The sequence below is a fragment of the Pseudomonas sp. dw_612 genome (genome assembly GCF_018449725.1).
Taxonomy (GTDB): domain Bacteria; phylum Pseudomonadota; class Gammaproteobacteria; order Pseudomonadales; family Pseudomonadaceae; genus Aquipseudomonas.
Window position 1 is genome coordinate 66668 of the sequence record NZ_JAAVVC010000009.1, and the last position, 25782, is coordinate 92449.

Sequence of the window (25782 nt, forward strand, 5' to 3'; positions counted from 1 at the left end):
TAGGTTCAGGACAACCGAGCCCGCTTACCTCACTTCAACACCAGCAAGGTATAAACCCCGGCCTCGCTTTCGATCCCATGGGTGTCGTGGGTGAAACCGGGGAAGGATTTGTCGAAAGCCTCCAGAGCCTTGAGATACGCCAGCAACGGCCCGTCCGCAGGCCCGGCGTTCTCGCCCGGCATTAACAATGGAATGCCGGGTGGATACGGCACGATGCCGGTGGCGACGATGCGCCCGGCGGCTTCTTCCAGGGTGACCCGCTCGATGTCATTGCGCACCAGTTTTTCGTAGGCCTCCACCGGGCTGAATTCGGCTTTGGGCAGCATGCCGAAGGCCTGGGCCATGTTGGCGGTGGTCTTGTGTTTCTTCATGGCGGCGAAGATGTCGTCGGCCAGGTCCTTGAGGCCCATGCCCGCGTATCGTGTCTGATTGGCGGCCAGCAGGTCCGGCAGGCACAGTTCCAGTTCGACGTTGTCGTCGTAATCGCGCTTGAAGTCGAGGAGGGCGTTGACCAGGGTGCCCCATTTGCCTTTGGTGATGCCGATCGAGAACAGGAACAGGATGGTGAAGTCAGTGGTTTTCTCGACCACGATGCCCTGGCGACCGAGGTACGCCGTGAGCACACAGGCCGGGATACCCGAATCGAGCAGATTACCGTCATCGCCCATGCCGGGGCTGAGCACCGAGACCTTGATCGGGTCCAGCATGCAATAGCCGTCCTCGATGTCGCCGAAACCGTGCCACACCTCGTTCGGGTGCAGGACCCAGCAGTTCGGCTCGGTTTTCAGCAGGACCGGATCGACTTCATGGAACGGCACCGTGGCGTTGCCCACTTGCACGGTCGGCGGCTGCCAGCAGGTGAAGAACCAATCGTTCTTGCTCAGCATCTCGTTGTGCATGCGCGAGATGACCTGGCGGAACGAGACGGCTTCTTCGATGGACTCGCTGGTGAGGATCTGACCGCTCGGGGCTTCCATCATGGCCGAACTGACGTCGCACGAGGCCATGATCGCGTAGTTGGGCGAGGTCGAGGCGTGCATCATGAACGACTCGTTGAAACGCCCGTGTTCGATGGGGTTGCGGCCGTTGCGCACGTGAATCATCGAAGCCTGAGAGAGGGCGGCCAGCAGTTTGTGGGTCGACTGGGTGGCGAACACCGTCGGTTTCGTAGCGTCGTGATCGTCCGGGCTGCCGTGCATGGCGAAGCGCTCTCGATACAACGGGTTGAACCGCGCGTAGCCGTACCAGGCTTCATCGAAATGCAGACGGTCGACGCTCTGGCCCAACAGTTCCTCGACGCGGGTGACGTTGTAGGTCAGGCCGTCGTAGGTGGAGTTGGTGATGATCGCGTGAATCGGCGTCGGGTCGATCCCGTCCTTGACCAACGGGTTGTTGGCGATGGCGGCTTTCACGCCCTCGGCGCTCAGGGTTTGCGGCAGAATCGGGCCGATGATGCCGTAGCGGTTGCGGGTCGGTACCAGGTACGTCGGAATGGCGCCGGACAAGGTCATCGCGTGTTCGGCGGACTTGTGGCAATTGCGGTCGCACAGGGCAACCTGATTGCGTGTGACGCTGGCCATCAGGATGACGCGGTTGGACGTCGACGAACCATTGGTGACGTAATAGGTGCGGTGGGCGCCGAAGACCTTGGCGGCGTAGCGCTCGCCCTGGCCGATCGGGCCGCTGTGATCGAGCAGCGAACCGAGTTCGCCGACCGAGATCGACAGGTCGGAGCGCAGCAGGTTTTCCCCGAAGAATTCGTAGAACGCGCGGCCGGCGGTGCTTTTCAGGAACGCCGTGCCGCCGGCATGACCCGGGGTGTGCCATGAGTATTCGTAGGTTCGGGCAAATTTCACCAGCGCACCGAACATCGGTGGCAGCGCGGCTTGGCGATAGCGTTCGATGGCGGCCAGGATGCGGCCGCTGAGGAAGCGACTGGTGTCCTCGGGCAGCCAGATAAAGTCGTCGGCGTGTTGCATGACCACCAGCGGGATACTCGACGCGGTGCTGCGGTCGCTGATCAGGAACACCGGGACGCGGGTATTGCGTTCGCGCAGGCTGACCAACAGTTTGATGCATTCCTCGTGGCTTTCGCTTTTGTCCATTTCCCAGCTGAGCAGCACGCATTGAATGGCGGAATCGGAACGCAGGATCGAGGTGGCGTCGCTCAGGCTTTCCGAGGCGATGACGTTGACCGCACGTTCTTCCACATCATGGATCAACTGATCCAGGGCGCGACCGAAGACGGTGCGTTTGTCCGGCGGGTTGCTCACCAACAGCGTGAGCATCCCGAGGGTTTGTCTATATTCCGTCATGATTGAGGCTCCAAAGTGGCGGATTGCAAGTGGTTGACCGGCACCGGCTCGCCCGTGATGTGCTGCGCACTGACGGTCTGGGTCGGCACGCTGTTATTGAGTGCTTCGAGACGGATCAGACGGTTATTGACGAAGCCGAACAGCGTGTAGCCGAAGATCGTCGCGACGCCGCCGAGCATCAGCGCTTGCTCGCCGGAACTGTAGAGCGCCAGATAGCTGTACGCCGCCGCCACCCAGGCAATGATGTTGGTGGCCAAAGCCTTGCCGGCCGGCACGTTGGAGACTTTCTGCATCGTTGCCAGCGCCGCCATGGACAGGATGTACGGCACCAGGTTGGTCACCACCGCCAGGTTGACGAGGGTGTCGAACTGCTTGCTCAGGTCCGGGCTGATGGTGAGCAGGCCCAACGCGGTCTGGCCGGCGAGGAGAATCAACATGCCGACAATCGGCGTGCCGGCCTTGTTGGCTTTGGCGAAGATCGGCAGGAAGTAGCCGGTGTCCGCCGAGCTTTTGAACACCTGGGCAATGGTGAATTGCCAACCGAGCAGCGAGCCGATGCAGGCCAGAATCATCGCCGCCATCACGATATCGCCGATCAGAGGGGTGAACATCTTGGCGAACACCAGCCCGAACGGGGCCGTGGAGGAGGCCAGTTCCGGGTTGGAGACGATGCCGGCGATGACATTGGTTGAAACAATGTAGATGACTGCCGCACCCAGGGTGCCGCCGAGCACGGCGATCGGTACGTTCTTCTCGGGGTTTTCCACGGCGTCTGTGTTGGCGCACGCCGATTCCAGCCCGAGAAATGCCCACAAGGTTATCGCCACCGAAGCACCGGCGGCTTCGAACCAGCCCTTGTCGTGGGGGTTCCAGCCAGCGGCGTAGACACTGCTGTCAAACCAGAACCAGCCGATTGTCGACACCAGAACCACCGGAGCGATGACACCCCAGACAGTCACCGCGCCGATCCGCCCGGTAATCCGCGCGCCACCGAAGTTGGCGAAGGTGGTGACCCATAGCAACGCAATCGTCGCGAGGCCCACTTGCAGTGAATCCAGTTTCACGTCGAACAGCACCTGAATGTAGCCAACCGCCGTAATGCTGATCGCCACATTGGCAATCAACAGCGACACACCATAGGTGTAGTTGGTCAGGTAGTTACCGGCTTTACCGAAGGTGTATTCGGCATAACCACCCATGCCGCCGGTCTTGCGACTGAGCATCCCGCAACGGGCAAAGGCATACGCCAGAGCCAGCGAACCAGTGGCCGTAATCAGCCAGGAAAGAATGGAAATGGCGCCGACTTCGGCGAGTTTGGTGGGTAGCAGCACAATGCCGGAGCCCAACATGTTGACGGCCGTCAACATCGTCAGTTGCCCCACACTCATTTTCTTCGCGACTGACATTCCGTTGCCTCATTAAGTTGGGTTGGGGAGTTTTAGATATAGCAAAGGATGCAGAGGCTGCAAGGAGTGGGAAGGTTCAATGGCGAATTACGTTAGAGTGTTCATCGAGTCTGTTAAAAGGGCCTCCACTCGATTCGCGTCGTCGCGCCAAGCGGCTTCAGCGAACGAGCCGGGCAATAAAAACCGTAAATCAATCGTTATGTGAAGAATGAATCGTCCGCTGTTTATTTCTCTGGATGGTCCCAAGGGAACCGGTAAAACCACACTGTTGGAAGCCGTTACGAAAGCATTGAGGGCCGACAATAAAAAGGTAATCCGACTTAGCGAGAGTAAAAGCGATCCCTATCGGGGTGACACAATGGCCCTCGTTAACCAACTCGTCAGAAATCCCTCCCGGGATTTGGAGTTGGAGGTTTGTGAGCGCTTTGCTGATAGCCGTTCCTGGATTTCCCGGCACGTGCTGACTAAACAGCCACCAGACAGCATCATCCTGATCGATCGCTGGTACCCGTCTGATGCCGCGTTTCGCCGGATAGTCCCGTTTGCAGAGATTCTGCAGTTGAACATTGACCGGAACGTGCAAGTGCCAGACCTGCATGTCGGGATTGTCACCGCCCCTGATATTTCATGGGCGAGGGCAGCGGCACGACGGCGTGGGCTGAGCAGTACTGTGATGCACAAGCTGGAAGAACATGTCGCTTGTACCACGGCGTTCGAGCAAGCGATTGCAGATCACGGCTGGGTTTTATGCCGTAATGAAGGAACGATTGAAGAGGCAACGATGCTGGTGGTTTCTGAGATCTATAGAGCCCTTCGAAGAGAAAGCCGCGTAACGGTCCAGGTGGATCCTTGAATTCCGGAGCTCGACTCACGTTAAACGGCGTGTTTCCAGGGCGATCTGGCGGCGCACCTTTCCATCACGTAAGCCGGTTAATCTTCAACTACACCTACAACGTCATGTAACGCCACATTCGAATCGTCAGAGCACTTGAGCCTCCAGCACCGCGGCCAATCAAGGACGCGGCCCAGCCTTGTCTAAAGCTGAATGCCTTCGCTTTTATATCCGTGTGTTACGCGTCACAGGCAGTAAATGACGCTCTGAGCACTCGCATCACTCTGTGAACTGTAACTTCTGCTCTTTCGATATGTCGTCAGCGAGGGCACAATGCGCATCCTTTTTTGGCTGGCCTTGCCGGAGGCCTCGAAATGATCAAAACCCCGTACTACCTTATCGACAAACAAAAGCTGCTGGCGAACATGCAGAAGATCGCTTATGTCCGCGAAAAATCCGGGGCCAAGGCCCTGCTGGCGCTCAAGTGCTTCGCCACCTGGTCGGTGTTCGACCTGATGCAGCAATACATGGACGGCACCACGTCGTCGTCGCTCTACGAGCTCAAGCTCGGCCGCGAGAAGTTCGAAGGTGAAGCGCACGCCTACAGCGTGGCCTGGGCCGACGATGAGATCGAGGAGATGCTCGACAACTGCGACAAGATCATCTTCAACTCCATCAGCCAACTGCAACGCTTTGCCGAGCGTTCCGAAGGCAAGATCCGCGGCCTGCGGGTCAATCCGCAAGTGAGCAGCTCCGATTACCTGCTGGCCGATCCGGCGCGCCCGTTCAGCCGTCTGGGCGAATGGGACCCGGTGAAGATCGACGGCGTTATCGACCAGATCTCCGGTTTCATGTTCCACAACAACTGCGAGAACGGCGACTTCGGCCTGTTCGACCAGATGCTCAGCACCATCGAAGAACGCTTCGGCGAACTGTTGCACAAGGTCAACTGGGTCAGCCTCGGTGGCGGCATTCACTTCACCGGTGAAGGCTACGCAATCGACGCGTTCTGCGCGCGGCTCAAGGCGTTTTCGCAAAAGTACGGCGTGCAGGTCTACCTGGAGCCGGGCGAAGCGGCGATCACCAACAGCGCCTCGCTGGAAGTCACCGTGCTCGACACGCTCTACAACGGCAAAAACCTCGCCGTGGTGGACAGCTCCATCGAAGCCCACCTGCTTGACCTGCTGATCTATCGCCTGAATGCCAAACTGGCGCCGAGCGAGGGTGAGCACACCTACATGGTATGCGGCAAATCGTGCCTGGCCGGGGACATCTTCGGCGAGTATCAATTTGACCGTCCGTTGGCCATCGGTGACCGTCTGTCGTTTATCGACACCGCCGGTTACACCATGGTCAAGAAAAACTGGTTTAACGGTCTGAAAATGCCGTCCATCGTGGTGAAACAACTCGACGGTACAGTCGAAGTGGTTCGTGAATTTGGTTACCAAGACTACCTGTCCAGCCTTTCGTAAAGCGGACAGATAAAGGAGAGCTCAAGCAATTGAAAAAGAATGTTCTTATCATTGGTGCAGGAGGTGTCGCCAAGGTGGTGGCCCACAAGTGCGCGCAGCACAACGACGAACTCGGTCGTATTGCTATCGCGTCGCGCAACATCTCCAAATGCCAGGCCATCATCGACAGCGTCAAGGCCAAGGGTAGCCTCAAAGTGCCCGCCGACATCAAGGCTTTCTCGCTGGACGCCATGGATGTCGAAGCGACCAAGGCGCTGATCCGTGAAACCGGATCGCAGATTGTCATCAACGTCGGCTCCTCCTTCCTAAACATGTCGGTGCTGCGTGCCTGCATCGATACCGGCGTGGCTTACCTCGACACCGCTATTCACGAAGAGCCGGGCAAGGTTTGCGAGACGCCGCCCTGGTACGGCAACTACGAGTGGAACCACCTTGAGGAGTGCAAAGAGAAGAACATCACCGCCATTCTCGGTGTGGGCTTCGACCCGGGTGTGGTCAACGCCTATGCGGCGCTGGCGCAGCAACAGTATTTTGACCGCATTGATTCGATCGACATTCTCGACGTCAACGCCGGTTCCCATGGCAAGTATTTCGCCACCAATTTCGACCCGGAAATCAATTTCCGCGAGTTCACCGGACAGGTGTGGAGCTGGCAGAACAGTCAGTGGACCAGCAACACCATGTTCGAAGTCAAACGCACCGACGATCTGCCGGTCGTAGGGGCACAGAACCTGTACCTGACCGGCCACGATGAAGTGCACTCGCTGTCGAAGAACCTCGACGTGCCCAACGTGCGTTTCTGGATGAGCTTTGGCGAGCACTACATCAATGTGTTCACCGTACTCAGGAACCTTGGCCTGCTCTCCGAGCAACCGGTCAAGACCGCCGAAGGCCTGGAGGTTGTGCCGTTGAAAGTGGTGAAGGCCGTGCTGCCTGATCCGAGTTCGCTGGCGCCGGGTTACACCGGCAAGACCTGCATCGGCGACCTGGTCAAGGGCACCAAGGATGGCCAGCCTCGCGAAGTGTTCATCTACAACGTGGCCGATCATGAAGACGCCTACGCGGAAACCGACAGTCAGGGCATTTCCTACACCGCAGGCGTGCCGCCAGTCGCCGCAGCCCTGTTGGTTGCCCGTGGCGAGTGGGATGTGCAGCGTATGGTCAACGTCGAGGAACTGCCGGCTGAGCCGTTCCTCAAGGCGCTGGACGTAATGGGCCTGCCGACTCGCATCAAGGACGAGAATGGAGACCGTCCCTGGAGCTGAAACCGCTGAGACTCCCTGCCTGCAGGTGAGTCTCCAAGCTTGCTCCAGACACAAAAACGCCGCTCTTTGAGCGGCGTTTTGGTTTGCGCATCAGCGGGGCAGGGCGCGCCTTGTCGGTGGATCAATGACGAATCAATCGGGCCGTCGCGCTGACAAACACCAGTAGAAAGATCAAACCGCCCAACGCGAATGGCAAACTGCTCAGATGCGCGACCGCCCCGATAAATACAGGGCCGATCAGAATCCCCGCGTAACCCATCGAGATGACCGCAGGGATGGCCACCGCTTGGGGCATACGCTGCTGCCGTCCGATAGCGGTAAAGATCACCGGGACAATGTTCGAGCAGCCTGCCCCGACCAGGGCGTAGCCAATCAAGGACGCAGGCCAGCTATCGGTACCCAGCGACACGAGCATGCCGACGGCTGCGCAGAGTCCGCCCAGCGCAACCACGCGCACGCCGCCGAGTTTGCTGACGATCGAGTCGCCTGTCAGACGGCCCACCGTCATCGCTGCGGCGAAGGACGCGTAGCCCAGGCCGGCGATGCTCGGCTCCAGTCCCCGGTTCGAGATGAGGAACACCGCGCTCCAGTCGAGCATGGCGCCTTCCGTGAGGAAGACGATGAAACACAGCGTCCCTAACAACAGCACGATCCCCCTGGGCACCGCGAACAAGGGCCCGCCCTGTTCAGTGCCATAGGTCAGCAACGCCGGTGCAGCCTTGTACAGCGATCCCAAAACGATGAAAACAATACACAGCGCCGCTATCAATGGACCCAGTCCGAGTGTCAGGAACACGGTCATCGCCCCGGCACCCACAATGCCTCCGACGCTGTAAAGGCCATGGAAGCCGGACTGAAGCGCCTGGCCACTGTTTTTCTCGACGATGACGGACTGGATGTTCATGGCGCAATCGAGCATGCCCATGCTGGCGCCGAAAATAATCACGGTGATGACCAGACCCGGTAGCCACGCCACCGTGCTCAACAGCACGAACACGGCACACAAGACCAGCGTCGCCCAGATGACGACCGGACGGCATCCATGGCGTGCCGTCAGATACCCGGCGAAGGGCATGGCCACGATAGAGCCGCCGCCCAGGCCCAGCAGCAGCAACCCCAGGCTGCCATCGTCCAGGCCCGCACGTGCTTTGACCAATGGCACCAGGGGCGCCCATGCGGACATGAGCAAGCCCGCGATAAGAAAGGCGATGCGCGTGGACATTCGCTCGCTGTGGTTGGCCGTGGAAATCAACACCGGTGATGTCGCATTCATAGTGCTCGGTCATCCTTATCGATCATGCCGGCCAGGGTTTCGGAAACCTTAGCGCCTGCGCTCATACGTCGCTCTATAGCTACTGGGCGCGACGCCAAAGAAGTCGCGAAAGCGCATATGAAAGTTGGCAAAACTACAGAAACCGGTCGCAATCGCGATATCCGTGATCGGCCGATTGCTCTGCAGAATAAGTTGTCGCGCTCGGGTCAAGCGCAGCTCAAGGTAATAGCGTGTGGGCGTGGCGCCCACAAAGCGGCAGAAGCGACGCTCCAGTTGTCGCCGGGAAATGTTCACACACCCGGCCAGTTCATCGATCGACAGCGGCTCTTCAATGTTCTTTTGCATCAGCTCCAATGCGAGCTTCAGGGTTTGCGGCAGGGTAGGGTCAGAGTCAAGCATGACCGTCGAGATCCCCGACACTTCAGACGTTTGATCGCAACTGAGTATTTCCTCGACCGCGTGGGTCAGCGACAGGCCGTGTCTGGCGCTGATGAGTTCCAGCATCATGCGTAACGAGCTGCTGGCGCCGGCGCAGGTGATGCGGTTTCTGTCGATGACGTGGGTTCGACAGGAGACTCGCACCTTGGGGAAAACATCTTCCATCATCGCGCGCCCATCGGGATGGAAGGCACACTCGACACCGTCCATCAATTGCGCGTCCGCCAGAAAAAATGCGCCGTTCCACAACCCGCCCATGGTCGCTCCGAGCGAGGCGGCGTTACGCAGCTTGCGCCGTAAGAGTGGGTCGCTGATCAGCTTCACTCGCAAACCACCGGCGACGATCAGCACGTCAATACGCTCGGGTAATTGGGACAGCTCCAGGTCGGCTGAAATGGCGATGCCCAGGTCGCTCATGACCAGACGGCTCCTGATGCCGACCGTCAACACCTCGAACGTCGGCGCCTCGCTCATCAGGTTGGCGGTCACCAGCGCATCGATGGCGCCGGTGAACGACATCATCGAGAAATGGTTCAGCAGCACGAACGCGACATGGGTCACCGCCTGCGGCTTTATTGGTTTCTCCGTGGCGCAGGCATACCCCCTGTTTTTGTCTTTGAGCACGCTCTCGAATACGAATGGCATGCCATCTAGACCGCGGTTTTTGCGGCGGACAGCAACAACTCAAGGAAAGCGTGGCAGTCGTCGCGTTCGGGCAGTGTTTCAACACTGTGTTTGATGGCATGGCTGAGTGGGGTGCCCAGGCTGTCATCCGCCAGTAAATGGTATTTGGTTATGAGTTCGGCACTCGACATCGGGTTGCCGGGGTCGCCCTTGGCCGTCGCGGTCGGGCTCGTCAGACGCGTGCCATCTTTCAGGGTAACGCTGACGCGGGAGAGTATTTCTTCCGGGAACCGGGCGGACAGATCAGGTGCTTCATGAAGGGTTATTTTCGCGCTGATGCTCAAGATGTCTGGCGCATGAATCGAATCGCCAGTGACCTCTTTCGGGCCCAGCCTGCCGCGAACGATCAAGGCTGCCAGCGGGAACGCCAGTGCGTACTGAGCCTCGTCTGCATTCTTCGGAAAATGCCCCTGCAAGCACACCGACTCATGGAATGTTTCGACATCGATGCTCTCGATCAACTCAGCCGTGATCACGGGATGCGCGCGCATCAAATCGGTCATGGCCGTGAGGGCCGGTTGCGCCCAGCGACAGACCGGCCACGGTTTGAAATATTGTTCGTCGATCTCCCAGCGGGTTCCGATGTCCTGCCAGAACGCGGAAACCTCTGAAGGCTCGACCGTGGCGGCTGGGGCGCCAGTGACACCCAACTGTGCCATCAGCAATGCGTTCAGCCCGGCATAGGCACCGGCGCCGTGGGCATCGCGCAACATCGTTGGAAAGCTCACCAGGCGCATCATCGGGCACCGCGGGCCAAAGTATTCCGCGATCCCCAGCGCATGTCGGAACGTCGCTTCATCCAGCTTGAGCAGACGGGCGCCGGCGCAAACCACCCCGATCCCGGAAAAGGCCCCAGAGGCATGATATTCCGGGGCCGTGGCCATCAGGGCCTGGCCCGCACGCAAACCGGTTTCGTAGCCGATGCACAGGGCGCTGAAGAACTCCTCGCCGCTGATGTCCTGACCTTGACGAAGATACGCGTCCACCAAGGCAATAATCGCCGGGACAACGGTTGCACCCGCATGCCCCTTGGAGGTGAAGTGACCTTCATGGGCATCCAGGCTATCGACGCAAAAACCACCCGCGTACGCCGCGCCCAATGGATGCACGGCTCGCCCGTCGAACCAGAGGCGGCTGGACAACTTGTTGGCGCTGTAGTGGGTGTCCGCGTAGGTTTTGAGCATCACGCTGGTTTGGTTGTCGCGAGCGCCGGCGGCCACGCCAATAATGTCGAGCAGGCACGTTTTAACCAGCTCGCGTGTATGCAGGGGCGCGTCCTTGTAACTGAAATTCTGGACGAACGAATACAACTGCATTGCAAGATTCCTGAAGGATGAATGCCGCGATAGATAAAAAGTTGCCCGATCGAGGGCAACTTTTCAGGTTGCTTTAAGCGAGGAAACTATTTTTGTGCGGTGGCTGTATTGGCAGCGGAGCGTGCATCGGCTAACCAACTATCGTAGGCCGCACGATGCGCGGCGATCCATTCCGCGGCATGCCGGGTAATGTCCGCGGCACTTTTTTCGCCGTTGTGCATTTTCAGGTTTTGTGCGCTTTCATCATCGGTGGTGATTTGCATTTCAGACAAGAACTTGGTGGCCACTGGGTTCTTTTCGGCAAACTCTTTGTTCAGCACAGCCTTGACCGTGTCGACCGGGAAACCCAGGTTTTTGCCGTTGAATGTGGTGTTGGTATCATTTTTACCACTCGGAAGATCGGTACGCGGCACGGTCAGCCAGACAACGTCTTTACCCTCGACCAATACACCGGAAATCCACTGAGGCACCCAGGTGTAATAGAGGATGGACTTGCCTTGCTTGTAACGGGCAATGGTGTCGGCCATCAGCGCAAAGTAGGAGCCCTGGTTATTGGAAACGGTCTTGGTCAGGCCATACGCTTTCATCTGGTGGGCAATGATCAGTTCACAGCCCCAGCCAGGGTTGCAACCCGTCAGGTCGGCCTTACCGTCACCGTCGCCATCGAACAACTTGGCAATCTCGGGTTTCTGCAAGTCTTCGAGCGACTTGATGTTGTGCTCATCCGCGGTTTTTTTATCGATCATGTAGCCCTGCAATACCCCCGGCATGATATCGCCGGATTTAACCATCGTGTCGTCGCCGCCGGCCTTGTCGTAGAACGACTCATGCAGTTTTTCCCACATATGGACGGTGAAGTCGGCATCGCCACTGGAGAGCGCGACAAACATGGTTGAGTATTCGGTCTCCTTCGGCGCCTGAACGTTGTAGCCCAGCTCTTTCAGGCCCGCCATGGCAATCTCGCCGCGAAAGCGCTCTTCGGCGATTGACGGAAAAATGGGGGTGATGGAAACCCCTTTGCCAGGCTGTTGCGCTGTCGCGGCGGAGGCGAAAACAGGTGATACCGCTAATGCTAGAAGTGCCACGGAACGAATAAGATTTTGTTTGAGTGCGCAGGTTGTGAATTTCATTATCGTTTACCTGATGTGGATTAAGGAGCTGGCATTTTTTGGTTCACGACGCGCCGCTAAGCGAGTTAACTTTCTTTGGGGCTCACCACTATTTTTGTACTAGGAGTTTTTCTTTTCAGGCGATATACGAAACCTGCAGGGCCTGTCTGGTACCAGTGCTCACCCTGGGTTGCCCGGTTACTGCGCTCGCCCATCGCTTGAGTCAGGCGATCAAGGAAGATCGCCAGCAAGACCAGGCCCAAGCCGCCGACGGTGGCCAAGCCCATGTCAAGTCGGCCAATCCCGCGAAGCACCATCATTCCCAGCCCGCCCACCGAAATCATCGAGGCGATCACCACCATCGACAGTGACAACATCAACGCCTGGTTCAAACCCGCCATGATCGTCGGTGCAGCCAAAGGCAGTTGAACGCGCTTCAGCATTTGGTAGGGCGTGCATCCGAACGCCCGGGCGGCCTCGACCTTATCTTCCGGCACTTGCCGGATTCCCAGATTGGTGAGCCTTACCAGTGGCGCCACCGAAAAGATGATCGTGACCAGTACGCCGGGCACGTTGCCAATCCCGAACAGCATCACCACGGGCACCAGATAAACAAAAGCAGGCAGGGTTTGCATGGCATCGAGGACCGGGCGCAGCAGCATCTCCAGTCGGTCACTCCGAGCGCACAAAACACCCAGCGGTATGCCAATAACCGCACAGAAAAACAGCGAAGTAAGCACCAGAGCGAGGGTAATCATGGCGTCATTCCATACGCCGATAACGCCTAATAACGTGAGGGTGACGAAGCAAAGAATGCCTATTTTTCTTCCGCCGACCTGCCAGCCAAAGAGCGTCGCGATAATAATGAATATGGACGGGGGAATAGCCAACAACCCGTACTGGATACCATTTAGGACTTGGTCGATCGGCCATCTAATCGAGCGAAAGATCTCGCGGAAGTTGTGGACCAGATAATTCAGGGCAATTTCTACCCATTGGCCCAAAGGGACGTTGATGGATTGAAACGGGTCGAGAAAACTGAATTCGTTCATGCTAATCACCTGAATATCCGAGCCTGGCAAGCCAGCGAGTAGAGACGACTAGTGACGGCTCATTGTCTGGAGCAGAAGGCTCTTGGAAATCGTGCCTTTGAACACACCCTGGCGATCCAGCACGGCCACGGGATTAACGGCGTCGGCCACAATGTGAAAGACATCCTGCAGCAGCACGTCGTCGCGCAACGTCGGCGTGGTCTGATCCACGGCGTACGGATGCTCTGCGCAGATTTTGGCCACGTCGCCAGCCTTGAGGATCTTCGAGGCATCGAAACCTTTGAAGAATGCTCTGACGTAATCATTCGCCGGGTTGCACAGCAGCTCTTGGGGCGTGCCGATCTGTACGACCCGGCCACCCTCCATGATCGCGATCCGATGTCCGATGCGAATCGCCTCGTCAATGTCATGGGAGATAAAGATGATGGTGCGATGTTGTTCTGCTTGCAGGCGAATCAGTTCGCCTTGCATTTCGCTGCGAATCAACGGGTCGAGTGCAGAGAACGCTTCATCCATCAGCAGGATGGCAGGGTCATTGGCCAGCGCCCGGGCCAGGCCGACGCGCTGTTGCATACCGCCAGACAGCTGGTGCGGATAGCTGTAAGCGTGGCCCTCGAGCCCGACTTGTTTGAGTGCCTCCAGTGCGCGTTTGCGACGCTCGTTCTCCTCGACACCGGAGATTTCCAGGCCGAAGGCAACGTTGTCGATCACGCTCATATGCGGCATCAGGGCGAACGACTGAAACACCATGCTCATGTCTTTGCGGCGGACACTAAGCAGGTCGGCGTCCGACAGACCGGTAATTTCCTGTCCGTTCAAATGGATGGTGCCGGAGGTGGGCTCGATCAGTCGATTGAACAACCGCACCATCGTCGACTTTCCGGAACCGGAAAGGCCCATGATGACGAAAATCTCTCCACGTTTTACGGAGAAACTGGCATTGAACACGCCAACGACCTGGCCGGTTTTGCTGAAGATTTCATTCTTGTCAGCACCGCGAGCCAGCATCTCCATCGCGAGCTTCGGCTGAGTGCCGAAGACTTTGTAAATGTTGTTTACCGAGAGTATCTCGTCACCAAGACTCATAACCCCTCCTGCTGCAAATACGACGTAAGATCAAGTAGTTAGGTAGTCGTGTCTTGATCAGTTAAGACGGTGCGTGTAAGGGCAGTCAAGCGGGAAGAAAGATTGGGAGTTAGTCATTGTGACCATCCTCTTTATTATTGGATGTTTATTATTCTTGTTTTATCAGTGCTGAATTAAGCAGAACCTTGAGAGCCAAGTTATTACCTAATAGAGACAACGTCTAACAACATTTCTTCTGGCCAATCAATAACGTGATGTTATCAATCATTTAATCAGGTCTATTTGCGACGGCGAGAGCGCTAGTTGCGAAGGCGACGGCTGCTGGCCCTGTCTTAGACCCTCTCTTTGCGCTACGCTCCAGCCTATGCTCCAGATGGACTCTTCGCGCTGATCTCGTCCCTCACGGCCTTCGAAGGGCCCCGAACCGGATATCCAATACTCTAGGTTATGGTTAAGCACATTGATCCAGATATGACGCTGCTGAAAATGCCGTCGCTGAAAGCCGTGAAGTCATTCGTGGCCGCTGCCAAGTATCAGAGCTTCACCCGGGCGGCTGAAGCGCTGTGCGTTACTCAAGCGGCGATCAGCCGGCAGATTCGGGAGTTGGAGGCGTACCTGGGCGTGGACCTGTTCAAGCGAGTGGGGCGAGCCGTTGAGTTGACGGAAGCCGGCACCATATTTTTCGATGCGGCGCAGATATCCTTCGTCAACATTTCCCAGGCGGCGGAGCGCATTCGCACCAACAATGCAGGCAAGCGCACGCTGACGCTTTGCTGTTCTCCGGCGTTTTCAGCCCTGTGGCTCGCCGCCAAGTTGCCAGGGTTCTTTACCAAGAACGCCGACATCGACCTCAATCTGGTCACCACGCAAAACTTTTTGTCGATGGAGCCGGGTGTAACGCCCGACATCTTCATCACCAAAATGGCCAGGATTCAGGATGGCTACCGCAGTTATCCGTTGTTTCATGACGTGATCTACCCGGTGTGCACCCCTCGATATAAAGAAGAGCATCCCGAACTTTCCAGCCTGGAAGGATTGCGCGATGGGGTGTTGCTGAACCTCAGCCCCTACGGCAGATCCCAGGTGGCGGAGCACGTGGATTGGGGCGTCTGGCTGGCTTATCACGATGTGGATATCGAGAAACGCCCCCACGACAGCCCGCATGTTTTCAACGCGAATGACTACAACCTGGTGATCAGCATGGTGCTGACCCACCAGGGCGTCGCCCTCGGATGGAATCACCTGGTGGCCAACCTGATTGAAAACGGCACGCTGATTCGGCCGATCGAAGAAGAAGTGGTTCTGCATGAAAGTCAGCACTACCTGACCTTTCGTGAAGACCGGATCAATGACGACGCGTGTTGCCGGCTGCGGGACTGGATTCTGGCCCAGTTTCCCTGAGCCGATGAGAGATTGGCATGAAGGGGAGGCCGGTGGTGCTCACCACCGGCAATGATGCACTTAGCCGACAGACCTTAACGGGATCGTGTCATTGAGTTGTTCAAGCATCGTTTCGCAGTACCAATCATCAAACTGGCACACGCCAATTTCGCTGGCCACCGATAACGGGCCCGGTTCGAAAGCCGGAGAGTTGACGCCGACTTGCGCGCCTTCAACCAGGATGCGGTCCTGGTCATTGGTGGCGAGCCATACTTTAGTCAGTCGATCGATGTCGTAGTCGACGCCTTCCTGCGCGGTCTTTTTAACAATCCATTTAGTCGTGACCATCGTCTCGTTCGGCCCGATCGGCAGCACGCGGAAGCTCAGCGCGTGATCGCCCAGAAAGTGGTTCCAGGTTGACGGGTAGTTGAAATAAAGCAGCGCCCCGATATTGGCTTCGCCGGAGGTGTCCAACCGGCCAGCGACCGCAGGCTTGCCATCCATGGTGTAGCTGACGGCGCCCGAAAACAGCGGGATGCGCGTCATGCGGAAGCGACCCTTATCATCCATGACCAGGCGGCTCGGCAGGCCTGCCGCTTCGCAGCGGTCCCAATGCTCCTTGAGTTCAAGATCTTCGTCACCCCCCGCGCCACCCACGGAGGGGTTGTCCACGAAGGAATGCATCAATTCCGGATGCGTGAAATCGCAGTGATAGCACTCGCGGTTGTTCTCGAAGACCAGTTTCCAGTTGCCTTTTTCGATGATGTTCGACTCGAACGCGACTTTGCAGTCGTCCAGGTTATGCGGTGCAACGAAAGGGGTGACGGACTTCCTGAACGAAGAAAAATCCGGCGCGACGTCAGCCACGCACACATAGATGTAGGTCTCGACGACCTCGCAATGCACGGGTTTCAAGCCAAGCTGCGACTTATCGAAATCGTCGCCCATGTTCCCGGCGAACAGCAGCCTGCCATCCAGTTCATAGGTCCACTTATGGTAGGGGCAGACGAGCTTCGCCACTTTGCCGCTGGGTTCCGGGCACACCTTGGAACCGCGATGCCGACACGCGTTGTGGAAGGCGCGAATCTGTAGATCGGCGCCACGGACGACCGCGACCGGGTAATCGCCGAGTTGCAGCGACAGGTATTGGCCCGGCTTCTCCAGCTCAAAGGTGTGCCCGGCGAAGATCCAGCTTTTGTGCCAGATCTGTTGCAGATCCTGCCGGTAAACGTCTGGATCGCTGTAAAGGGCACCTGGCAGCGCGTGGTCAGGTTTGCGCTGCGCAACAAGATTTGAAACGGCCGATTTAGTGCTCACGGTCAACACACTCCAAAATATCAAGGGGGCGATACATTCAGCCTGCTCAGCGTGATAAGGCTGAAGGGTCACTTATTTCGTTTTGTTGTCCTCGGACCAGAAGGTAGACGTGGGTATTTAGAACAATACTTGCACTTCACCTTATTCGAGCCCGGGCAAGTGAATCCTAACTAATGAGGCGAGCGTGTAAAAACTTCGCCGCGGATTCGTTGGTAAAATATCGCTGTTGTAAGGCTACGACGCTAATCATGTGCCAACAAGAAACTTTTACGCTGATCAATGCATAAACAAATGTTATCAATTGAGCGTTTGGCGTCAGTGCGTTATCGGTAAGCTATTGAAAATCAAATAATAAAAATTATCGTTGTTCGTGGATTACGCCGTTAAAAGGCGCCAGCACTAGAAATACACTCTATTGACCACCTTCTTGCCCCATGCCAGTCTGGATTCAACAGTTATTCGCGCTAGTCGGTAAACAATCTCGAACTGCCGGGCACCGGTAAGTGCCGTCGTTATTCTCGTGCCTGAACATTGGCAACTGTCCGGTGAAACCCCGGGGCGTTTTATTACGCCTCAAGGTATTCGGGCTGACACACGCGTTGATCTTCCACACCCTTCACAGTCGGAGCATTTATCTTGAAATTCGAAGGTATTTATACGCCAGCAGTAACGCCCTATAAGCCAGACGGCGAGATCGACTGGAGTGTGTATTCGCAAGTTCTGGAGTCGCTGATTGAGGCGAAGGTCCACGGCATTATTATCGGCGGGTCGACCGGCGAATATTATGCGCAGACTTCAGAAGAGCGTACCGAGCTGGCCGCTTATGCCAAGGATGTCATCGGCACACGGGTGCAACTGATCGTCAGTACCGGGGCGATTCGCACCGAAGATGCCGTTCAATACGCCAAGGATGCCAAAGCGATCAAGGCGGACGCCATTCTCGTCACGTCGCCGCCGTACGCGCTGCCAACGTCCCAGGAAAACGCGATCCACGCGCTGACCATCGATCGCGCCGCCAACCTGCCGATCATGCTTTACAACTACCCCGGTCGCATGTGCGTATCGATGGACGAGCAATACCTGCGCCGGGTGAGCGAATCGAAAAACGTGATTGCCATCAAGGAAAGCTCCGGCGATATGGGGCGCGTGCATCTACTCGCTCGCGAGTTTCCGAATATCGGCCTGTCGTGCGGCTGGGACGATCAAGCGTTGGAATTCTTTGCCTGGGGCGCCAGAAGCTGGGTGTGCGCCGGCTCCAACTTCCTTCCCAGGGAACACGTGGCGCTTTACGAGGCCTGCGTGATCGAAAACGACTTCGTCAAAGGCCGGCAAATCATGTCGGCGATGATGCCGCTGATGAACGCGCTGGACGGCGGCAAGTTCGTGCAGTCGATCAAATACGGCTGCGAAGTTGCCGGGCTGACAGTAGGCGACGTGCGCTTGCCGCTGCAGCCGCTTGAAGCCGCAGAACAGCAAAGCCTGGCATCAGTCATCGCCGAACTTAAACGCAACGTCGCCAACATTACGTCGGGAGCCAGCCATGGGTGATCTTCTGAGCAAGGCCGACTATGCCGCGCTGGCCAAAGACATTTCGTTGCCATCCAACGCGTTCATCAATGGCGCGTTCAAGCCTGCAATCTCGGGTAAGACCTTCGCCACGCACAATCCGGCGACGGGAGCGTTTTTGGCTGACGTCGCGGCCTGTTCCTCCGAGGACGTGGACTTTGCCGTCGCCAATGCCAAGGAGGCGTTCGAGGATGGACGCTGGCGTTCGATTGCTCCCCGTGAGCGCAAAGCGGTTCTGTTGAAGTTCGCGAACCTGCTCGAAAGTCATCAGCACGAACTGGCCGTGCTTGAGAGCCTCGATAGCGGCAAGCCGGTGAGTGAGTGTCAGTTGGTCGATGTGCCGGACACGATCCACACCTTGCGCTGGCACGCAGAACTGATCGACAAGATTTATGACAACACCGCCCCCGTCGGCAGCGACGCACTGACCCTGGTGGTGCGGGAGCCGATCGGTGTGGTGGGCTGCGTATTGCCCTGGAACTTTCCGCTGCTGATGCTGGCCTGGAAAATCGGCCCGGCACTCGCTGCCGGCTGTTCGGTGATCGTCAAACCGGCCGAACAAACGTCGCTGACCACGTTGCGTGTGGCGCAACTGGCGTTTGAAGCCGGCGTTCCCGCAGGCGTACTCAACATCGTCACCGGCACGGGCAAAGAGGTCGGTGAGCCGATTGGTTTGCACAACGACGTCGACATGGTGAGCTTTACCGGTTCCACCGCGACCGGCCGCCGCTTCCTGCATTACGCCGCTGATTCGAACCTCAAACGCATCGTGCTTGAATGCGGCGGAAAAAATCCGGCCGTGGTGATGGACGATGCGCAGGACCTGGACCTCGTCGCCCAGCATGTGGTCAACGGCGCGTTCTGGAACATGGGCGAAAACTGCTCCGCGACATCACGTCTGATCGTCCACGCATCGGTTAAAGACGAATTGCTTGAGCGCATGGGCGCCCACATCCGTGAATGGAAGATGGGCGACCCACTCGATCCGCAAAACCGCGTCGGCTCGCTGGTCAGCCCCGAGCATTTCGCAAAAGTGAAGTCGTATCTCGAGCACGCCACCGCTGGCAAGTTGAAGGTGGTTTACGGCGGTGCGACGAAAGACGATGCGTTTGTCGAACTGACGGTGATTGACGGCGTGAGCCCGGACAACCGGCTGTTCAAGGAAGAGATTTTTGGCCCGATTCTGTCGGTCACCACGTTCAATACGCTGGCCGAAGCCATCGCCCTGGCGAATGACACGGTGTATGGCCTGGCAGCCTCGGTGTATACCGGCAGCCTGCGCCGGGCGATCAAGTTGTCGCGGGAAATTCGCGCCGGCATCGTCACGGTCAACTGCTTTGGTGAGGGTGACGCATCGACGCCTTTCGGCGGCTACAACGAGTCGGGTTTCGGTGGTCGGGACAAGTCCATTTTTGCCCACGACCAGTACACCGAAATCAAAACGATCTGGATCGATGTCTCTGATCGATCGGATGAAGAGAGCGAAAAATGAGCTCCCATACCATCAAGCGCTTGCCGGTAGACACTGGGGTTTCGGGTTGGGAGGCGATTTCCACACGCACGGCGCCGGTCCGCATGCTTGATGGAAACGTGACGGCGGACTGGCTGATTATCGGTGCCGGTTTTGCCGGCCTGTCCGCTGCGCGCCGACTGTCACAGTTGCACCCGGGCGACAGCATTGTGGTGGTGGATGCCCATGAAGTCGCCAAGGGGCCAGCCGGCAGAAACTCGGGCTTCATGATTGATGTGCCGCACAGTTTGTCGTCCGGGGAATACTCCGTGGCCAGTGAGTCGGCGACGGCGTTGGAGATTTCGCAGAATCGCTTTGCAATCGACTTCGCAGCGCAGGCCGCACGCGAGTACGGCATGTCACCCGGCACCTTCGACCCCTCGGGAAAGATCAACGCGGCCGCCACTGAGCGCGGATTGAAGCTGAACGTCAATTACGCCAAATCCCTTGAGCGCATTGGCGAGCAGTTCGAAATGTTGGATGCCGCGCAAATGGGTGAAATTACCGGATCGACCTATTACCACGGCGGGATCTACACCCCCGGCGCCGTGTTGATTCAACCGGCGCAATACATCCGGGACCTGGCCGCCGGGCTCGAAGGGAAAATCACCCTGTTCGAACGCTCTCCGATTATTGAATTGACCCGGCAAGGCAGTGGTTGGAGCGCGCGGTCGCCTAACGGGACCGTGTACGCACCCAAGGTCATCCTGGGGGTGAACGGCCACATTGAAGACTTTGGCCATTATCAAGGACGCCTGCTGCACGTCTTTACCTATGCGTCCATGACGGCGGCTTACCGTGATGATGCCTTCAGGCAAGCAGTGCCGGGCAAAGCCAGGTGGGCCTTGTTGCCGGCCGATCCGATGGGCGCGACCGTGCGCAAGATTTCTTCAGACGGCCTCTCGCGCATCGTCATCCGCACCAAATTCACTTATGACCCGAGTATCCAGGTCACTCCGGAGCGTGTCGCTGCGGTGGCCAAGGAACAGCGACATTCCCTGGATGCACGCTTTCCCGAATTGAAATCCACGGCACTGGAGTTCAGTTGGGCCGGGCGGCTGTGTCTGAGTCGAAACAACGCCGCTGCGTTTGGCGAGATTGAGGAAAATCTGTATTCGGCGTGCTGCGAAAATGGACTGGGTACTGTCAAGAGTACCCTCGCCGGGGTGATGGTCGCGGAGTTGGCATCGGGCTCGCGTTCGGCATTTCTCGAAAGCTTCAGTCACGCACCCGGACCCAGCAGACTTCCGCCCAGGATCATTACGAAACTGGGCGTCAGTTCGGTGATTCGCTGGCACGAGTTTTTGGCCGGGCGAGAAGGTTAGTCGGGCAGGTACAGAAATATTAAGGACGAGGGCATGAGCGAAGTGCAATTGGATAGCGATGGGACAAAAAATTCTTCGCCCAGCATTGCGGCTGGTTTTGCAACCGTAAGGCCCCAACTCGGAATCTTCTTGTGCCTGCTTTCAATGCTGATCTTTGCGAGCCAGGACGGACTGACCAAGGTACTTGTCAAAGACTTCCCGGTTGCCCAATTGGTCATGGTGCGTTATTGGGTGTTTGTCATTTTCGCCCTCGGATATGCCGTTTACCAAGGCAGGGGCAAAACCTCATTTCGCAGTAGGCACCCCTGGCTCCAAATCATTCGAGCGTTGTTGGCTGTGGGTGAAACCGTCCTGTTCGCAGTGGGGCTACGCTATTTGGGCCTGGCCGAAATGCACGCGCTTTATGCGGTGTTTCCGCTGATGGCGCTGGCATTGGCGGGGGTCGTGCTTGAGGAGTTCATCGGTGTGCGGCGCTGGATTGCCGCCGCCATCGGGTTTACCGGGACGCTGATTATCCTGCGACCCGGTGCCGGCGTCTTTGAACTCGCGGCGCTGATTCCTCTGCTGGCTGCTTTGGCTTTCGCGGTGTTCAACGTACTGACGCGGCGGATCAGCCAGCACGACTCCTTTGCGACGAATATGCTCTTTATGGCAGGAGTTGGAGCGCTGACGGTCACATTTGTGGGGTTACCCGCCTGGGTTTCTCCGACTCCGGCCCAGGGCCTCATGATGGGGATTCTGTCGTTGACCGGCGTAGTTGCCCAGATTCTCTTTATTCAAGCACTGAAATACGCAACCGCTTCTTCGCTGCAGCCGTTCAACTATGCGCTTCTGGTGTTCGCCACATTAATTGGCGTGATCGTTTTTGCCGAGCGCCCGGATACCTGGGTGCTGGTCGGCGCAACGCTGGTGATTGTCGGGGGGCTGTATGCGATTAAAGCGAGGTCGTGAACATTCAACTTATCCTGATCGAGAGTAAAGCCTCCACGTAATCAATGCAGGCTTGTCGCGACACCTTGCAGCGGAGGAGCGCAGGTGACTCCCTCCGTCGCAAGTCAGGCTGATCGCTCAAAACGGCAGTGGCAATTTCGCCGTGCGCCCTCCATCCACCACCAACACCTGTCCGGTAATGAAGGCCGACGATTCGCAGGCCAGGAACACGACGGTCCCGCCAACATCCGTCGGCAACCCGGTACGCCCGACCGGGTGCAGGCGCAGGAGGGCCTGGCGCGCCGCACGCGGATCAGCCTGAGTGGCGAGGTAGGCATCGCTCAGCTCGGAATTGATCCAGCCTGGTGCAATGGCGTTGCAGCGAATGCCATCCCGGCCCAGATCAATGGCCAACGCACGGGTCAGCCCATGGATGCCGGCCTTGGAGGCACAGTACGCGGCATGTTCAGGATTGGCGCCGATCCCTTCGATCGAGCCGATGTTGATGATGCTGCCACCGCCGCGCTGACGCATTTGCGGCACCAATGCTTTGCACAAGAACGCCGGTGCCCGCAGATTGACCGCCATCATGCGATCCCAGTCCTGTTCGGTCATCTCATCAATGGATTTCTCGAACATGAACCCGGCGTTGTTCACCAAGACATCAATTCCGCCCAACTGCTCCTGAGCGAACCGCGCGATCAGATTGGGTGATTCCATCGAGGCGAGATCCGCCTCGATGAAATGGACGTTAGGGTGATTCTGCAAGTCGGCGTCCAGCGCCTGGCGCTGAGCGATCAAGACACTCGCGCCCGCCTCAAGCAGTCGTTCGGTGATCCCTCGACCAATCCCTCTGCCGCCCCCGGTCACTACGACATTTTTACCTTTGAGCATCGCTGTTCTCCTTAGCCGGATACCGGCTTGGCGCCCGTGACTTCTACCGTTTCACCGGCGATGTACCTGGCCTCGTCGGACGCCAGGAATGCGATGACATCCGCAATGTCCTCCGGCTCGGCGATGCGGCCCAATGGCACGCTCTTGTTCAACTCTTGCACAGCCTTGTCCGGGTCCAGGCCGCGACGCTCAAAGCCGCTGCGGATCATCGGCGTGTTGATTTCGTGGGGGCACACGGCATTGACCCGGATGCCCAGCGGGGCGCAGTCGCGCCCCAGATTCTTGGTCAGCGCCGCGACCGCACCTTTGCTCGTGCAATACGCCACGTGGGCGGGGCCCGGATAAATGCCCCACACGGAGGAAGTGTTGACGATGGCGGCACCCGGACGATTTTTCATGTGCGGTATCGCGGCACGGCAAATGAAGAACACCGCGTTCAGGTTGACGCCCATGGCGTCGAACCACATGTCGTCAGTGGTTTCCTCAATCGTGCCGCGAGGAATGATGCCCGCATTGTTCAATACGATATCGATCCCCGAGAAAACATCGACGGCTGTCTGGACAATCGCTTCGCAATATTCTTTTCGGCGTAAATCGCCGGCCACGTAGTGCACGTCGGCACCCAAGTCTCGGACTTTGGCGCAAATCGATGTGCAACCGGCTTCATCCAGATCAGACAAGACAAGCTTCGCGCCTTCCCGGGCGAACAGTAATGCCAGCGCCTGTCCGACACCGCCGGCAGCGCCGGTAATGACCACCACTTTATTATTGAATTTCATCGGGCAACCTGCCTCGTAGTTTATTGGCGCAGTCATTATTTAGTTTCAGTGGATGGCAGCGTCCAACAACTTTTTTACCGTGCCAAAGATAACTTGCCGTTATCCAGAATCTTTCTGGCTCGATAGTTCTTGCGGGCGTTTTTATAAGTAGAAAGTAATGATCGATAACAAATAGCCGCCCGCTATGTTTGTTGTTTGCGCGCGCAGCAAACACCACAAATCCGCATTGGCATTAATGAGCGAGCGTCTCGAAAATGTACGCCTGTGTACACGCCGTGTACGCCACAGATCCTGGGGTGTACAGTGCAGAGGAATATTCCGACTAAAAGGTGCACCCGAATGTCACAGACAGGCAGGGCGAAAACCAAAGCGCAGGACGCAGGCTGGCGCGGCTCCGTCGATGGTTGGCTGGACGCCGCCTACGACGCGCTCAAAGAGTCGGGGGTGGATGCGGTGCGGGTGATGCCACTGGCCAAACGCTTGAATTTGTCCCGTACCAGCTTCTATTGGTTTTATGAAGATCGGGAGCAACTGCTCGCGGCACTCCTGGCGCGGTGGCGGGACAAGAACACCGGCGGTATGGTCAGCCAATGTGAGAGTTACGCAGAAAGCATTTCCGAAGCGATTCTCAACGTCTTCGAATGCTGGGTGAACCCTGAGCTGTTCGACTCGCAATTTGAATTTGCCGTGCGCAGCTGGGCGCTGCAATCGCCCGAGGTCAGCGCTGAAATCGCGCTGGCCGATGAGGCGCGGATGAATGCCCTGGCCGCCATGTTCCGCCGGTTTGGTTACGACGGGGAGGGCGCCGATGTCCGGGCGAGGACGATCTACCTCACGCAGATTGGCTACATCTCCATGAAAACCAGTGAAGATATCGTCATTCGATTTCGACGGATTCCGCAGTACGTGAGCGTGTTTACCGGCAAGGTGCCGAAGCGCCGCGAGCTGGACCGTTTTTATGGAAAGTTCGGCTACGCAGAAAAAGAGCCCGGCGTTTTCGTGCCCCTGGTCGAAACATTCGAGGAAGCCACTGCCGATGGAGAATAAAACCCTGGGCATCATCGGGGGCACCGGTTGGCTAGGGCGCGCGATTGCCGAGGCGCTCCTTGATCGCGGTTTCCTCAGGCCTGAGCAGTTGTTGATCTCGAACCGCTCCGGTGTCAGCACCTTCGGGGCCGGCGTGAGGTTGCTGGCCGATAACCAACAGTTGGTGGACCTCAGCGATATTGTCGTGCTGTCCGTGCGCCCAGAACAGTTTCGCGAACTGCGGATCAACGCTCGCGGCAAGCGGGTAATTTCTTTGATGGCCGGCATTCCAGCGGCCGCCATCAGCGCGGCCACCGGTGCAGATGGCGTCGTGCGCGCCATGCCGAATGCGGCCGTGGAAATCGGGCAATCGTTCACACCCTGGTACAGCGCTGTCAACCTGGATGAACGCGACCGTGATTGGGTGCAGCGTTTATTCGAGTGCGTCGGTGCGTCGGACGAGCTGCCTGACGAAGACGGTATTGATTACCTCAGTGCATTGTCCGGGACGGGGCCGGCGTTCCCGGCAATGTTGCAGATGGCGCTGACTAATCAGGCGGTGGCGGCGGGAATTCCTCTTGCCATCGCGCAGCGTGCAGCACAAGGCGTGGTGGTGGGCGGCGGGCAGATGCTGGCCAACCGCGATCCGCGGCAAATGATTGAATCGTTGATGGCCTACCGGGGTGTGACGGCAGCCGCGTTGCAGTCGATGGCCGATCAAGACATCGAGTCCATCGTCGGGCGGGCGATCCAGGCGGGCGCTGAAGTGGCGCGGCGGGGTTTGTAGGCGGGGCAATAATGAGGACT

At 57.8% G+C, this 25782-nt stretch carries 21 protein-coding genes; 10 read left to right on the forward strand and 11 right to left on the reverse strand.

Annotated features, from left to right (window positions below; translation table 11 throughout):
* Positions 1–29: 29 nt before the first annotated feature.
* Positions 30–2315: an Orn/Lys/Arg decarboxylase N-terminal domain-containing protein gene (locus tag HB680_RS15815; protein WP_213939555.1), complete on the reverse strand. Its 2286-nt coding sequence runs from the start codon at positions 2313–2315 to the stop codon at positions 30–32.
* Entirely contained in the window at positions 2312–3721 is a 1410-nt protein-coding gene (potE, locus tag HB680_RS15820) for a putrescine-ornithine antiporter (RefSeq protein ID WP_213939556.1), read from the reverse strand. The genes HB680_RS15815 and potE overlap by 4 nt, the downstream gene beginning before the upstream one ends.
* A gap of 208 nt (positions 3722–3929) precedes the next feature.
* Here potE and HB680_RS15825 point away from each other — a divergent pair, with 208 nt between their 5' ends.
* From HB680_RS15825 to HB680_RS15835, 3 genes are all read left to right on the forward strand, one after another.
* Positions 3930–4574, forward strand: coding sequence for a dTMP kinase (locus HB680_RS15825; protein ID WP_213939557.1), 645 nt, complete (start codon positions 3930–3932; stop codon positions 4572–4574).
* Positions 4575–4927: 353 nt separating this feature from the next.
* On the forward strand, positions 4928–6025 hold the full coding sequence (nspC, locus tag HB680_RS15830) for a carboxynorspermidine decarboxylase (protein WP_213939558.1): 1098 nt from the start codon (positions 4928–4930) through the stop codon (positions 6023–6025).
* A gap of 29 nt (positions 6026–6054) precedes the next feature.
* Complete coding sequence (locus tag HB680_RS15835; RefSeq protein WP_213939559.1) at positions 6055–7290, forward strand: saccharopine dehydrogenase family protein; 1236 nt, start codon at positions 6055–6057, stop codon at positions 7288–7290.
* A gap of 121 nt (positions 7291–7411) precedes the next feature.
* Here the strand turns inward: HB680_RS15835 and HB680_RS15840 are convergent, their stop codons facing one another.
* From HB680_RS15840 to HB680_RS15865, 6 genes are all read right to left on the reverse strand, one after another.
* On the reverse strand, positions 7412–8563 hold the full coding sequence (locus tag HB680_RS15840) for an MFS transporter (RefSeq protein WP_213939560.1): 1152 nt from the start codon (positions 8561–8563) through the stop codon (positions 7412–7414).
* A gap of 48 nt (positions 8564–8611) precedes the next feature.
* The gene (locus HB680_RS15845; protein ID WP_213939561.1) at positions 8612–9646 is read right to left on the reverse strand and encodes a GlxA family transcriptional regulator; all 1035 of its coding nucleotides are present in this window, start codon (positions 9644–9646) and stop codon (positions 8612–8614) included.
* 5 nt (positions 9647–9651) lie between these two features.
* Entirely contained in the window at positions 9652–11001 is a 1350-nt protein-coding gene (locus HB680_RS15850) for an MmgE/PrpD family protein (RefSeq protein WP_213939562.1), read from the reverse strand.
* 86 nt (positions 11002–11087) lie between these two features.
* Positions 11088–12131: a glycine betaine/L-proline ABC transporter substrate-binding protein ProX gene (proX, locus tag HB680_RS15855; RefSeq protein ID WP_213939563.1), complete on the reverse strand. Its 1044-nt coding sequence runs from the start codon at positions 12129–12131 to the stop codon at positions 11088–11090.
* Positions 12132–12196: 65 nt separating this feature from the next.
* On the reverse strand, positions 12197–13162 hold the full coding sequence (gene proW / locus HB680_RS15860) for a glycine betaine/L-proline ABC transporter permease ProW (RefSeq protein ID WP_213939564.1): 966 nt from the start codon (positions 13160–13162) through the stop codon (positions 12197–12199).
* 48 nt (positions 13163–13210) lie between these two features.
* Positions 13211–14248 (reverse strand): glycine betaine/L-proline ABC transporter ATP-binding protein, encoded by a 1038-nt coding sequence (locus tag HB680_RS15865; RefSeq protein ID WP_213939565.1) that lies wholly within the window; start codon positions 14246–14248, stop codon positions 13211–13213.
* Between the two features lie 447 nt (positions 14249–14695).
* On the opposite strand from HB680_RS15865, the gene HB680_RS15870 reads away from it, so the two are divergent.
* Positions 14696–15649 carry a LysR family transcriptional regulator gene (locus HB680_RS15870; protein WP_213939566.1) on the forward strand — a complete coding sequence of 318 codons (954 nt, stop codon included), beginning with the start codon at positions 14696–14698 and terminating at the stop codon, positions 15647–15649.
* A 60-nt stretch (positions 15650–15709) separates the two neighbouring features.
* Here the strand turns inward: HB680_RS15870 and HB680_RS15875 are convergent, their stop codons facing one another.
* The gene (locus HB680_RS15875; protein ID WP_213939683.1) at positions 15710–16945 is read right to left on the reverse strand and encodes an SRPBCC family protein; all 1236 of its coding nucleotides are present in this window, start codon (positions 16943–16945) and stop codon (positions 15710–15712) included.
* Between the two features lie 636 nt (positions 16946–17581).
* Between HB680_RS15875 and HB680_RS15880 the strand changes: the two genes are divergently transcribed.
* The 4 genes from HB680_RS15880 to HB680_RS15895 are packed head-to-tail and all read left to right on the forward strand — an operon-like array spanning position 17582 to position 22297.
* On the forward strand, positions 17582–18493 hold the full coding sequence (locus HB680_RS15880) for a dihydrodipicolinate synthase family protein (protein WP_213939567.1): 912 nt from the start codon (positions 17582–17584) through the stop codon (positions 18491–18493).
* Positions 18486–20003 (forward strand): aldehyde dehydrogenase, encoded by a 1518-nt coding sequence (locus tag HB680_RS15885; RefSeq protein WP_213939568.1) that lies wholly within the window; start codon positions 18486–18488, stop codon positions 20001–20003. The genes HB680_RS15880 and HB680_RS15885 overlap by 8 nt, the downstream gene beginning before the upstream one ends.
* Entirely contained in the window at positions 20000–21346 is a 1347-nt protein-coding gene (locus tag HB680_RS15890; protein ID WP_213939569.1) for an FAD-binding oxidoreductase, read from the forward strand. The genes HB680_RS15885 and HB680_RS15890 overlap by 4 nt, the downstream gene beginning before the upstream one ends.
* 33 nt (positions 21347–21379) lie before the next feature.
* Positions 21380–22297: a DMT family transporter gene (locus tag HB680_RS15895; RefSeq protein WP_213939570.1), complete on the forward strand. Its 918-nt coding sequence runs from the start codon at positions 21380–21382 to the stop codon at positions 22295–22297.
* Positions 22298–22414: 117 nt separating this feature from the next.
* On the opposite strand, the gene HB680_RS15900 is transcribed toward HB680_RS15895, so the two are convergent.
* Together HB680_RS15900 and HB680_RS15905 are read right to left on the reverse strand one after the other, a co-directional pair.
* Positions 22415–23170 (reverse strand): SDR family oxidoreductase, encoded by a 756-nt coding sequence (locus HB680_RS15900; RefSeq protein ID WP_213939571.1) that lies wholly within the window; start codon positions 23168–23170, stop codon positions 22415–22417.
* A gap of 11 nt (positions 23171–23181) precedes the next feature.
* Complete coding sequence (locus tag HB680_RS15905) at positions 23182–23949, reverse strand: SDR family NAD(P)-dependent oxidoreductase (protein ID WP_213939572.1); 768 nt, start codon at positions 23947–23949, stop codon at positions 23182–23184.
* A 339-nt stretch (positions 23950–24288) separates the two neighbouring features.
* On the opposite strand from HB680_RS15905, the gene HB680_RS15910 reads away from it, so the two are divergent.
* Positions 24289–24996, forward strand: a complete 708-nt coding sequence (locus tag HB680_RS15910; protein ID WP_213939573.1) for a TetR/AcrR family transcriptional regulator — start codon at positions 24289–24291, stop codon at positions 24994–24996.
* Positions 24986–25762, forward strand: coding sequence for a pyrroline-5-carboxylate reductase dimerization domain-containing protein (locus HB680_RS15915; RefSeq protein WP_213939574.1), 777 nt, complete (start codon positions 24986–24988; stop codon positions 25760–25762). The genes HB680_RS15910 and HB680_RS15915 overlap by 11 nt, the downstream gene beginning before the upstream one ends.
* The last annotated feature ends 20 nt before the right edge of the window (positions 25763–25782 follow it).

Bases quoted from the DNA above. Each gene is read 5' to 3' on its own strand.
- HB680_RS15865 (WP_213939565.1), bottom strand. From the start codon at position 14,248: ATGAGTCTTGGTGACGAGATACTCTCGGTAAACAACATTTACAAAGTC.
- HB680_RS15910 (WP_213939573.1), top strand. From the start codon at position 24,289: ATGTCACAGACAGGCAGGGCGAAAACCAAAGCGCAGGACGCAGGCTGG.
- HB680_RS15890 (WP_213939569.1), top strand. From the start codon at position 20,000: ATGAGCTCCCATACCATCAAGCGCTTGCCGGTAGACACTGGGGTTTCG.
- HB680_RS15905 (WP_213939572.1), bottom strand. From the start codon at position 23,949: ATGAAATTCAATAATAAAGTGGTGGTCATTACCGGCGCTGCCGGCGGT.
- proW (WP_213939564.1), bottom strand. From the start codon at position 13,162: ATGAACGAATTCAGTTTTCTCGACCCGTTTCAATCCATCAACGTCCCT.
- HB680_RS15850 (WP_213939562.1), bottom strand. From the start codon at position 11,001: ATGCAGTTGTATTCGTTCGTCCAGAATTTCAGTTACAAGGACGCGCCC.
- HB680_RS15915 (WP_213939574.1), top strand. From the start codon at position 24,986: ATGGAGAATAAAACCCTGGGCATCATCGGGGGCACCGGTTGGCTAGGG.
- HB680_RS15870 (WP_213939566.1), top strand. From the start codon at position 14,696: ATGGTTAAGCACATTGATCCAGATATGACGCTGCTGAAAATGCCGTCG.
- nspC (WP_213939558.1), top strand. From the start codon at position 4,928: ATGATCAAAACCCCGTACTACCTTATCGACAAACAAAAGCTGCTGGCG.
- HB680_RS15815 (WP_213939555.1), bottom strand. From the start codon at position 2,315: ATGACGGAATATAGACAAACCCTCGGGATGCTCACGCTGTTGGTGAGC.
- HB680_RS15885 (WP_213939568.1), top strand. From the start codon at position 18,486: ATGGGTGATCTTCTGAGCAAGGCCGACTATGCCGCGCTGGCCAAAGAC.
- HB680_RS15840 (WP_213939560.1), bottom strand. From the start codon at position 8,563: ATGAATGCGACATCACCGGTGTTGATTTCCACGGCCAACCACAGCGAG.
- HB680_RS15900 (WP_213939571.1), bottom strand. From the start codon at position 23,170: ATGCTCAAAGGTAAAAATGTCGTAGTGACCGGGGGCGGCAGAGGGATT.
- HB680_RS15825 (WP_213939557.1), top strand. From the start codon at position 3,930: ATGAATCGTCCGCTGTTTATTTCTCTGGATGGTCCCAAGGGAACCGGT.
- potE (WP_213939556.1), bottom strand. From the start codon at position 3,721: ATGTCAGTCGCGAAGAAAATGAGTGTGGGGCAACTGACGATGTTGACG.
- proX (WP_213939563.1), bottom strand. From the start codon at position 12,131: ATGAAATTCACAACCTGCGCACTCAAACAAAATCTTATTCGTTCCGTG.
- HB680_RS15895 (WP_213939570.1), top strand. From the start codon at position 21,380: ATGAGCGAAGTGCAATTGGATAGCGATGGGACAAAAAATTCTTCGCCC.
- HB680_RS15845 (WP_213939561.1), bottom strand. From the start codon at position 9,646: ATGCCATTCGTATTCGAGAGCGTGCTCAAAGACAAAAACAGGGGGTAT.